The 10,704-nt window shown below is 34.0% G+C and carries 10 protein-coding genes; 5 read left to right on the top strand and 5 right to left on the bottom strand.

Annotation, left to right across the window (positions count from 1 at the left end):
* A partial coding sequence (locus ACIQ2X_RS09640; RefSeq protein ID WP_396178720.1) for a fasciclin domain-containing protein occupies positions 1–928 on the bottom strand: 928 nt, incomplete at its 3' end.
* Between the two features lie 336 nt (positions 929–1,264).
* Positions 1,265–1,720: a lipocalin family protein gene (locus ACIQ2X_RS09635; protein WP_396178719.1), complete on the bottom strand. Its 456-nt coding sequence runs from the start codon at positions 1,718–1,720 to the stop codon at positions 1,265–1,267.
* 273 nt (positions 1,721–1,993) lie between these two features.
* Here ACIQ2X_RS09635 and ACIQ2X_RS09630 point away from each other — a divergent pair, with 273 nt between their 5' ends.
* Together ACIQ2X_RS09630 and mnmA are read left to right on the top strand one after the other, a co-directional pair.
* Positions 1,994–2,716 (top strand): toxin-antitoxin system YwqK family antitoxin, encoded by a 723-nt coding sequence (locus tag ACIQ2X_RS09630; protein WP_396178718.1) that lies wholly within the window; start codon positions 1,994–1,996, stop codon positions 2,714–2,716.
* A 90-nt stretch (positions 2,717–2,806) separates the two neighbouring features.
* A complete protein-coding gene (gene mnmA, locus ACIQ2X_RS09625; protein WP_396178717.1) occupies positions 2,807–3,994 on the top strand; it encodes a tRNA 2-thiouridine(34) synthase MnmA in 1,188 nt (395 codons plus the stop codon).
* Here the strand turns inward: mnmA and ACIQ2X_RS09620 are convergent.
* The 3 genes from ACIQ2X_RS09620 to ACIQ2X_RS09610 all read right to left on the bottom strand — a co-directional run bounded on the left by ACIQ2X_RS09620 (position 3,971) and on the right by ACIQ2X_RS09610 (position 6,399).
* Positions 3,971–4,651 (bottom strand): spermidine synthase, encoded by a 681-nt coding sequence (locus ACIQ2X_RS09620; protein WP_396178716.1) that lies wholly within the window; start codon positions 4,649–4,651, stop codon positions 3,971–3,973. The two genes, mnmA and ACIQ2X_RS09620, sit on opposite strands and share 24 nt — an antisense overlap.
* A gap of 82 nt (positions 4,652–4,733) precedes the next feature.
* The gene (locus tag ACIQ2X_RS09615) at positions 4,734–5,468 is read right to left on the bottom strand and encodes an SH3 domain-containing protein (RefSeq protein ID WP_396178715.1); all 735 of its coding nucleotides are present in this window, start codon (positions 5,466–5,468) and stop codon (positions 4,734–4,736) included.
* Between the two features lie 463 nt (positions 5,469–5,931).
* On the bottom strand, positions 5,932–6,399 hold the full coding sequence (locus ACIQ2X_RS09610; protein WP_396178714.1) for a helix-turn-helix domain-containing protein: 468 nt from the start codon (positions 6,397–6,399) through the stop codon (positions 5,932–5,934).
* A gap of 312 nt (positions 6,400–6,711) precedes the next feature.
* On the opposite strand from ACIQ2X_RS09610, the gene ACIQ2X_RS09605 reads away from it, so the two are divergent.
* The 3 genes from ACIQ2X_RS09605 to ACIQ2X_RS09595 all read left to right on the top strand — a co-directional run.
* A complete protein-coding gene (locus ACIQ2X_RS09605; RefSeq protein WP_396178713.1) occupies positions 6,712–7,866 on the top strand; it encodes a M14 metallopeptidase family protein in 1,155 nt (384 codons plus the stop codon).
* An 82-nt stretch (positions 7,867–7,948) separates the two neighbouring features.
* Positions 7,949–8,428, top strand: a complete 480-nt coding sequence (locus ACIQ2X_RS09600; RefSeq protein ID WP_022828573.1) for an Lrp/AsnC family transcriptional regulator — start codon at positions 7,949–7,951, stop codon at positions 8,426–8,428.
* Between the two features lie 82 nt (positions 8,429–8,510).
* Positions 8,511–10,704 (top strand): phosphoenolpyruvate carboxylase (locus ACIQ2X_RS09595; RefSeq protein WP_396178712.1); only part of this gene is annotated, 2,194 nt, incomplete at its 3' end.

The following is a 10,704-nucleotide window of genomic DNA, read 5'->3' as shown; positions in this document are numbered from 1 at the left end:
CGTTTACTGCATGTATAATTCCATTTGAACATTGTACATCCTTAACTATAATATTTTTACTCATTGGCGTTGAGTCGCTAATTGAAACTCCAGTTATTGAAAACGATTTGCCCGTAAATAAAGTTCCTATTGGACCAGTTGGAATCGCATTTGAAAGTACATTTGCACCACCAACTACGTGGTATTTCAATAAATTTGTTTTGTTAGCTGGTGATAATCCATTGTAAACACCTTCTACAGCAGTTGTAAATGCAGTATTAATAGGAGCAAAAACCGTGAAAGGTGAACTTGCCGTTCCTGATAAAGTTGGAACTAAACCTTGCGTCGTTAAATACCCTACCAAATCACTAAATTTATCATTTGCTGCCGCATGATCTACTACGGTTGGTAAAGTAATAATTTCATCTACCAAGTGAATTACACCGTTTGAAGCGATAATATTAAATGTTCCTCCATTAGTGGTTCTAATTACCATAGCACCTCCATTTAGAGTAACTCCTCCTGTTGTGTCGATAAACATACTTAGTGTATTTGTTGTAGATGCTGCTCCTTTTCCAAGAGTTTTAACATACGAGTCATCTGTTAAATCTGTTGATTTTAGTGCACCACTTACAACGTGATTTAGTAATAATTGCGTAAGACCTGGAACCTCTGATGCTGGTAAATTATCAATAATTTGCGCAGTAAAACCCGCATCAATAAAGGCTTGGTTAGTTGGAGCAAATACAGTAAATGGTCCTGATGCTTGCAAATCATCCACTAATCCAGCTTTCGTCAAAGCTTTTACTAACAAGGATAAATCTGGAGTTTCAACGGCAATAGTAGAAATTGTTTTTAATGCCGGCTGTACTGTATTATCATCGTCTTCACAAGATGTTAATGAAAATACCAAGGCCAAAACAGCAATCGATTTAAATAAATTTTTCATGTTTGTTTGATTTAAGTTATTTGTTTATTTAATGTATTATGTAAAATTATAAACAAAGATTCAAATAAAAAAATGGATTTAACTTGAAAAGTAATATTTATAATAAGATTAACACTCGTTTCGGAACTTCAAAAGTTGTGCTTTTAGGAATGCATTGGATAAAAAAATATAGGTTAGTATTACCTATATCAAGTGTTTGTCAACATTATTGTTATGAAAATACTATTTCTGTAAACCTATTTTGATTGCTACACTAGTGCAACGGAGTTTTACGAAAACATTCAAAAAAAAACAGCGACTTTTTATCACTGTTTTTATATTTAAATAGAAGTTTGCTTATATCTTTTCTAAAATAGAAACGACTAAATCGCCATCTTCCTCGGTTGCAGTAGTGGTTACGGTATTGTTATTATTGGAAAACACCGTTGTAAATGCCAAGTTAAATGGACTTTCTTGACCATTGATAATGAATTTTACTTTATAACTATTGTCAGCTACTTTTTCCCATTTCGTGGTAACAGTTACTCCGGGCTCGTTGACTTCTTGCAAAACACAATTACCGTTTTCCAAGTCATAATCTTTGCCAATAAAATCGCCGTTGGATTTGAATTCGCTGCTTTCCAAATCGTCACATTCCTCTGGCGGAACGGCTACGCCATTTTCAGTACTGCTCACTAATTTCCATGTGCCTACAATTGCGTCTCCTGAAGTTCCACTTCCTTGATCGTCACTAGAACATGAGAATGCTAATGCAATCATAACTATCGCTACTACTTTTACTAATTTTTTCATTTTATTTGTTTTTTAAAGTTAATATAGCAAAGTAAATAACTTATAATGTGTTTGAAAATACGTTTTTCGTCGTATTTTGATACTGAAATTATCCTACAAACAAAAACAGTAATTTCTATAGCAACTCGATGAGACTATTTTTTAAATTAATTTGAACTAAAATGATTTATCAGATTTTATTCCCGCTTTAAAAATCAAACAACATAACGCTTTTTTCAGCGTTATACGATAAATTAATAGTAATTTTGCGTTACTAAAATGGTACTTTATTTTATGAATAGGATTAAATTAAATTTCAGTTTACTGTTGATATTCTGCTCTTTTTTTGTGTCAATTGCACAAGAAAAAGTCAATCAATTCGATGCTAATGGCAAGAAAGATGGTCTTTGGAAAGGTGTTTTCGAAACATCTAAGCGTCCTAGATACGAAGGAACTTTTAAAAACGGAGTAGAGGTAGGTACTTTTAAGTACTTTGATGATACTAAAGCACAATCTTTATTGGCAACTCGTGTTTTTTCGGAAAATGGGACGGTTGCTCAAACCACTTTTTATGATCAAAAAGGCTTTAAAGTAAGTGAAGGAAAAACCGTCAATCGACTTAATGAAGGAACGTGGAACTACTACCATAAAGCTTCAGTCGCATTGATGAAAGTTGAAAATTACAAAAAGGGTAAATTAGAGGGCACCCAAAAAATCTATTTTTCAGATGGTAAAATTGCTGAAGAAACTACTTATAAAGAGGGTAAAAGAGAAGGCATTTATAGAGTATATCTTCAAAACGGCATAATTGCAGAAGAAGCTACTTTTAAAAATAACCAATACGATGGTCCTGCCGTCAATAGAGATTCCAACGGTAAAATTGTAAGCAAAGGAAATTTTGTTAAAAACGAAAAAAAGGGCGTTTGGGAATTTTATGAAGATGGAGTTTTAAAAAAGAAGGAAAAATACCCACTTCGAATTAAATTTGAAAAGAAAACAGACATCCCGAAACAATAGTTTTGGGATTTTTTTTGCGGTAAAATTAAATAGACCTTAACTTTTAAAACTGATTTTAAGTCGTATTTTTGCACATTAAATCAATTTAAGGTGAAAAGAGTTGTAGTTGGTCTTTCAGGAGGAGTAGATTCGAGTGTGGCTGCCTATCTTTTGCAACAGCAAGGATACGAAGTTATAGGGTTGTTTATGAAAAATTGGCACGACGATTCGGTCACTATTTCTAACGAATGTCCGTGGTTGGAGGACAGTAACGATGCGTTGTTAGTAGCCGAAAAATTAGGAATTCCGTTCCAAACGGTTGATTTAAGCGAACAATACCAGGAAAAAATTGTGGATTATATGTTTCGCGAATACGAAAAGGGTCGAACACCCAATCCCGATGTTTTGTGCAATCGCGAAATCAAATTCGACGTTTTTATGAAAATCGCTATGAGTTTAGGAGCTGATTTCGTAGCAACGGGTCATTATTGCCGAAAAGGAGAACTTGAAGTAGAAGGTAAAAAAGTGTATCAGTTGCTCTCTGGAAAGGACGACAACAAAGATCAATCGTATTTTTTGTGCCAACTTTCTCAAGAACAGTTGGCGAAAGCCTTATTTCCAATTGGAGAATTGACTAAACCTGAAGTAAGACAGATTGCTGCAGAAATGGAATTGGTTACTGCCGAAAAACGGGATTCTCAAGGATTGTGTTTTATAGGAAAAGTCCGTTTACCTGAATTTTTACAGCAAAAATTACAACCCAAAGAAGGTTTGATTATTCAAATTGATAAAAATGATTCGATTTATCAAGAAACAAGTGGGGCAATACCCAATTCTGAACAACAGTTTGCCTTTGAGGCAAAAAATAGAGCTTACGTTCCGTCGATGGGAAAAGTGATGGGAAAACACCAAGGAGCTCATTATTTTACAAACGGACAACGAAAAGGACTAAACATCGGCGGTACTACAGAGCCGCTGTTTGTGATTGCAACAAATGTAGAAACCAATACTATTTATACCGGCTTGGGCAACGAGCATCCGGGATTGTTTAAAAAAGCGTTGTACATCAAGCAAGAAGAAATCCACTGGATTCGGGAAGATTTGGCTTTAGCCGAAAATGAAAAAAGAGAAACAATGGCTCGGATTCGTTACCGTCAACCCTTGCAAAAGGCAACTTTGTATCAATTTTCTCACGGAATGTATGTAGTTTTCGATGAACCTCAATCGGCCATTACCGAAGGACAATTTGTGGCTTGGTATGAGGGAGAGGAATTGTTAGGAAGTGGCGTGATTGCTTAGCTTTTCTACAATTATCACTTCGTTGTGCGATTCAATTCGAGGAATGGTTTGTACTTGAACTTGACTTTTATCAAATTGATTTAAATAAGTAGCATTTCTTAAATTGTCGGCTTCCAGTAAACACATTGTGTTGAATAAAAAAAGACCATTATCGTTTAAAATTTCTAATATCCGATTGGCAAAAAAAGATTCAAACAAAAAATTGGGCATTTTGGTGTCTTGAAAAATATCGATAATGACAAGGTCGTATTTCAGTTTGGTTTTCAAAACAAATTCAAAGGCGTCATCAAGGACAATCTCTAAATTTGTAATTTTATCCAATTCAAAATATTTTTTGGCCATTTCAATTACATTTCCATCAATTTCTACGCCTGTAATTTTATTGGAATAGGCTATTTCCTCCACCAATGTTTTGATAACACTTCCGCCGGCCACTCCTAAAACTAAAATGTGATCCATTTTGGCAATCCGGTCAAAACCTATTTTAAGCAATCCGATTCGAAGAATGCGTTGCAAACTCCCGTACGAATAATTGGTGTTGGCCGAATCCAAAACAAGTTCGCCATTGGCCCAAGTAACTTCGAGCGTATTACTCCAAAACGATTTTTCGGTTTTAATGTTGATGGGAATGATGTAGCTGAGCCATTTTTTTAGCATCGTGTAGAATAAATTAATGGAATGATGGATTTTAATCGAATTGCTGATATTGTATTTTTAAAGCCTACAAAAATCGTTTTTTTTATTTATTAAACTCTTCTTCAGAAATCGTTTCGGTATTAAATGATGCGTCAACTCCTTCTTTAGCTCTATTTCCTAACGAAAGTGAATAGGACGGAACATCCACGCGATTACTGAGTTGAACAATTTTATAATTCAAACGTTCTTTACCTATTTCATACTGTGCGTTTTCTATAAATCTGCCCGTGCATTTTCCGTCAATGTGCTTTTCTCTCCAATCCTTTCCGTAAGCTATTTTTAAATAATATTTACCTTCCGGAATATTTTTAATTAATGTATAATCTCCACTTTCAATAAAAACAGTTCGAATGCATACATCTCCATCGGATTGTTTTTTCATCAGTTTTAGCATTACATCAGTAGAAGAATTGACGGTAACTTTTAGATGGTTGTCAAGATTAGTGTCATATTCGGCTTTTACTTGATCACAAGTAGGCGTGTCGCCAGTTTCATACTGTTTTGGAAGCCAACCATCATTCGATCTTTTTTTGATAAACTGCGCGATAAGGTAACCCTTTGTACCCTTAAAATCAACATACCACCAGCCGTTTTTGTTGGTGTTAACAACTTGCACCACATCATTTTTTGAAAGTGTTGCGACAAGTGCAAATGATTTTCCTTCGCCACTCCTCAAACTTACAGTTGGAGAAGCAACAATATATTGTTCGCCAATCTGTGCATTGGCAGAACCAAATACCAACGCTAAGAATAAAAACGTTAAAATTGATTTAATCATGATTTTTTGAAGGTTTTTGTAAATAATTTAAGTCAAAAAGAGAAAGGACTTGAGCAGAATTATATTTCAGGGGCGTGTAGTATAATATATTGTAAATGTAAATAAAAACAAGTTTTATCCCATACATTTTCCAAATTTTTAAAGAAAATTTCATCTAATTGCTGTAATGCAACAATTTATTCACAAAAAAAGTAGTGTTGTTTTAATAAAATAAAAACTTTTTAGTATAGCTAGCGTTGTAATTGAAACGCGACTATAAAACGTGCTAAATCGAACTAGTTTCTATATTTGTGCGGCTTTCAATTTTTATTTTTAAAATATTTAAAATTATTAAAACCAAGATTAATTTAAAATCGTAAATGATACTAGAAGGTTGGTACAAAGCTCCAACGTTTTTAAGTTGATTTTGTGTTTGTTTTATTGGTTTTGAAAGTCTCAATCTTTTCTTAAGGTTGGGGCTTTCTTATTTCGTTTGGGAAGGATTGAAAGATTCAAAAGTTCCATCTTTATAAAAAAGCACAATTTTACTAATATTTTTATCTTCCGTTCTTTGAGATACGGATTCCGAAGGAGTAGGTAAAAGATGCACTACTTTTTCGAAACTACTTTCTTTCGGAATTGATGTGCTGACTTCTTGAAAGCTATTTTCATTCAATAGAGTAGCACTATTTTCCATCAGATTTGAGCTAATTTCTTGTTCAATATTTTTCAAAAAATATCCAGATCCGTCCAACAACCAGTACAAATTAAGCTCTGGAAAAATATCTAAAACTTTCATTACAAAATCCAAACTGGGTTTGTTTCTGCCCGACAAAAGATGCGAAATACTCGACCGCTGGACACTTACTTTATCGGCAAAGGAGGAGGCACTCAAGCCAAAATGATCCATTATAAATTCCAAACGTTTGATAAAATCTTCTGTATTCAGCATCGCAATTTGGTTTAGTAAACATTGATTACAAATGTAAATAATTTAATTTTAAAATGGGATGTTACAAGAGTAAATAATTCAAAAACCGCACGGTAGAGGTGTAGTATAGGATTAAATAAAATAAGTTAAATACCTGATTAAAAGTACTTTTTACAGCATTTTTATTGCTTTTATTTCAACTGGTGTGGTTGTATACAGTTGTACTATTACAAAGTACATTATTTGTTTACAAAGGTAAATTAAATTTGTAAATTTGCTGTTTACAATTGTAATTATAAAGATGTTTACTTTTGTAACTTCATTATATTACATATGGATTACGAAAACTTACATAAACAATACAAACTTTATTCGATTCAAGGCCGTTATCTAAATTTAGAAATGTTGACCCATTTTCTCGACTCTAGGATCGATAAAAGTCAGTGGAAAATTATGGGCCGCTCCGTTCAAGATCGGCCCATTTATCAATGCGAAATTGGTTGGGGGGAAACGAAAATTTTGATATGGTCTCAAATGCACGGAAACGAATCTACCACGACAAAAGGACTACTGGATTTTTTAAACATGCTTCAAGATGATTCTGCTGTAGCAAAAAATATTTTGAATGCGTATTCTTTTTTAATCATACCGATTTTAAATCCCGATGGTGCGGAAGTATATACGAGAGTTAATGCAAATGAAATAGATTTAAATCGGGATTTTCAAGACTTATCGCAGCCCGAAAGTCGGCTACTCATGCAGTGTTTTAAGGCTTTTAAACCAGATTACTGCTACAATTTACACGACCAACGATCTATTTTTGGCGTGGGTGCAACGGGAAAACCAGCGACAATTTCATTTTTAGCGCCTTCATTTAATGAAGAGAAAGAATACAACGAGTCTAGATTGCAATCCGTAGCTTTGATTTTGAAAATGGTTAAAGTTCTTACCGGATTTATTCCTGGGCAAATTGGCCGTTTTGACGATTCTTTTAACATTAATTGTGTTGGTGATACATTTCAATCCTTACAAACACCGACGATTCTTATTGAAGCAGGACACTTTCCAGAGGATTATGAGAGAGAGAAAACTCGAAAATTTGTTTTTATTGCATTATTGTCAGCATTTCAATCTCCCGACGAAAACGATGTAGTAGTCGATTTATTGAAAGATTATCTGCAGATTCCCCAGAATATTCCAAATTTTTTCGATTTTGTTTATAAAAACGTTGGTTTTAATTATGAAGATTCAAAATTAATAACGAATTTTGCGGTTCAATTTCGAGAACAGTTAGTAGATAATAAAATACATTTTAACGGTTTTATTGCTAAAGTTGGAAATTTAGAAGATTATTTCGGTCACGTTGAATGCGATTTCAAAGAAGGAGTTTATACTGATGGAGCAGATGATTTTCCGAAATTAGATACAAAAGCCCATTTTTCGATAAATAAAAATGTTAAATTTGTTAATGGTTTGGTAAAAAAATAATAAAAATTCATTTTTTTAAAAAATAATTGATTTTTTTGTACTCCAAATTGTCCTGAACATTAAATTATAATAAATTACCGCTATGAGTAAGTTTAGATTAGATGAAGTAGATCATCAAATATTAGATATGTTAATTGATAATACACGTGTTCCGTTTACTGATATCGCCAAAAAGTTGTTGATATCCGCTGGAACTGTCCATGTTCGTGTAAAAAAAATGGAAGATGCCGGAATTATTATGGGGTCTTCATTAACCCTTGATTACGAGAAGTTAGGCTACTCGTTTATCGCTTATGTAGGTGTGTTTTTGAACAATACTTCTCAAACAAAATTTGTTTTAGAACGAATTAACGACATTCCATTCGTGACTGTTGCCCATGTAACTACAGGTAAATTCAATATTTTTTGCAAAATTAGAGCTAAAGACACGAAACATGCTAAAGATGTTATTTTTATGATTGATGATATTGAAGGAGTGTACCGCACCGAAACAATGATTTCGCTAGAAGAAAGCATTAATGACAAAAAACGGTTGATGCACACGATTTTTCAGAATATGTAATCGCTGTTTTGAACCAATAATTGAGCCTCAAGTGAAAAACTTGAGGCTTTTTTTGTTAATTTAGAACCTTAATTCTTCCAATATGTATACCCCGCCAAAAATTGAACGCTTCAATCAACACGTAATTTCTAAGTACCACATTTACAACAGTGTTTTTATTACACTGCCGTTCGATGCAATAGACAATACGGGGGTTTTATTGCCTTTATTTACAGAGGTTTGCGATAGCGGTTTTAAAAAAAATTGGAATCCGAGTCAGATTTTAGATTTTTTCACCGAGAAATACTTGGATGATCAATCCGAACAAAATAAAATTGATTTAATGTTTCGATTTATTCAATACGTCGAACGGCAAGTGGTTTTATTTGACGCCATTGAAGACGCCGCCTTTCCGGTAGTGAATAATTTAGAGGGAAAAGGTTCGCTACGAAATATTAAAGAGCGTGCTGAGGCAGAAAATAATTTTAAAGGAATGAAAAGTTTTCTTCAAAATTTTGGCGTAAGAACTGTATTAACCGCACATCCTACACAGTTTTATCCAGGTGCTGTTTTAGGGATTATAACCGATTTAACCGAAGCGCTTCGAAAAAATGATTTGGTGGTCATCAAGCAGTTGCTGGCGCAATTGGGTAAAACGCCATTTATTAAAAAAGAAAAGCCCACTCCTTTTGACGAGGCTGTAAGTTTGATTTGGTATTTGGAAAATGTTTTTTATCAAACGGCAGGCGAAATGCTGCATTATTTGCAAAACAACATTTTTACTGGTGAACAAATTAGCAACTCCATTTTTAGTTTCGGATTTTGGCCTGGAGGCGATCGGGATGGAAATCCATTTGTAACTAATGAAATTACATTGAAAGTTGCCCTGCGTTTACGAACCTCAATTTTGAAATGTTATTACCACGATATTCGAATACTAAAACGAAAGTTAACCTTTTATAATGTAATGCATTTGGTAGCTGATATTGAAGCAAAGCTTTATCGTTCGGTGTTTTATTCAACAGGCGAATTATCCATTTCTTTAGAGGAATTGCAATCAAAATTGGCGGCGATTAGAGGTCTGATTGTTAGCGAACATCAATCCCTGTATTTGGATGAATTAGAAGTCTTAATAAACAAAGTAAACCTTTTCGGATTTTATTTTGCCACTTTGGATATACGCCAAAATAGTAAAATTCATCAAACAGTTTATAATGATATAATTGAATACGACAAACAAAACGGTAGCGCATTATTTCCTGAAAATTACAAAACGCTTTCTGCTTCGGAAAAACTTTTAGTATTGGGAAAATTGGAAGCCACTTTAAATCCGGATGATTTTAACGAAGAAACCAAGTCGGTTTTGAGTTCCATTCAAGCGATTAGAACGATTCAAGAAAATAATGGCGAAAAAGGCTCTAATCGGTATATAATCAGTAATAATGAAGGGGCTGTGCATGTGATGGAGGCGCTTGGATTATTTGCATTAACAGGTTGGAAAAATCCTACGGTGGATATTGTGCCTCTTTTTGAGGTAATCGACGATTTAAAAACAGCACACGAAGTAATGGAACAATTGTACTTGAATCCAAAGTATGCGAAACATTTGGAGCAACGAGGCAATCAGCAAACTATTATGCTGGGTTTTTCGGATGGAACAAAAGATGGCGGCTATTTAATGGCAAATTGGAGTATCTATAAAGCAAAACAAAACATCAGCAGTGTATCAAGAAAATACGGAATAAAAGTAGTTTTTTTTGATGGTAGAGGTGGTCCGCCTGCTCGAGGTGGTGGAAAAACACATAAGTACTATGCTTCGCAAGGTCCTGAAATTGAAAACAATGAAATCCAAGTAACTATTCAAGGTCAAACGATTAGTTCAAATTTTGGAACGGTGGATTCGTGTCGATTTAATCTCGAAAATTTATTGACAGCTGGTATTTCTAATGATTTGTTTGGTAGGGACAAAAACAAGCTTTCTAATGAGCAAATAAGCATTATGGATGACTTGTCCGAAATTGGTTTTCAAAAATATTTGGATTTCAAAAATAATCCTAAATTTGTTCCATATTTGGAGCGGATGAGTACTTTAAAATATTATGCCAAAGCAAATATTGGCAGCAGGCCGTCGAAAAGAAATAAATCGGAAGAATTGAATTTTGCGGATTTAAGAGCGATTCCGTTTGTGGGTTCTTGGAGCCAGTTGAAGCAAAATGTTCCAGGGTTTTTTGGCGTGGGTACTGCTTTAAAATACTACGAAGATTCTGATCAATGGAATAAAGTGACGGATTTATACC

The organism is Flavobacterium sp. (assembly GCF_044368625.1).
Lineage (GTDB): Bacteria > Bacteroidota > Bacteroidia > Flavobacteriales > Flavobacteriaceae > Flavobacterium.
The sequence above is the reverse complement of the archived record's forward strand: the minus strand, read 5'-3'. Positions and strand labels throughout refer to the sequence as shown.

What these genes read in the sequence shown, in the direction of transcription:
- ACIQ2X_RS09605 (WP_396178713.1), top strand. Translation starts at nt 6,712, where the DNA reads ATGGATTACGAAAACTTACATAAACAATACAAACTTTATTCGATTCAA.
- ACIQ2X_RS09620 (WP_396178716.1), bottom strand. Translation starts at nt 4,651, where the DNA reads ATGCTAAAAAAATGGCTCAGCTACATCATTCCCATCAACATTAAAACC.
- ACIQ2X_RS09615 (WP_396178715.1), bottom strand. Translation starts at nt 5,468, where the DNA reads ATGATTAAATCAATTTTAACGTTTTTATTCTTAGCGTTGGTATTTGGT.
- ACIQ2X_RS09610 (WP_396178714.1), bottom strand. Translation starts at nt 6,399, where the DNA reads ATGCTGAATACAGAAGATTTTATCAAACGTTTGGAATTTATAATGGAT.
- ACIQ2X_RS09630 (WP_396178718.1), top strand. Translation starts at nt 1,994, where the DNA reads ATGAATAGGATTAAATTAAATTTCAGTTTACTGTTGATATTCTGCTCT.
- ACIQ2X_RS09635 (WP_396178719.1), bottom strand. Translation starts at nt 1,720, where the DNA reads ATGAAAAAATTAGTAAAAGTAGTAGCGATAGTTATGATTGCATTAGCA.
- ACIQ2X_RS09600 (WP_022828573.1), top strand. Translation starts at nt 7,949, where the DNA reads ATGAGTAAGTTTAGATTAGATGAAGTAGATCATCAAATATTAGATATG.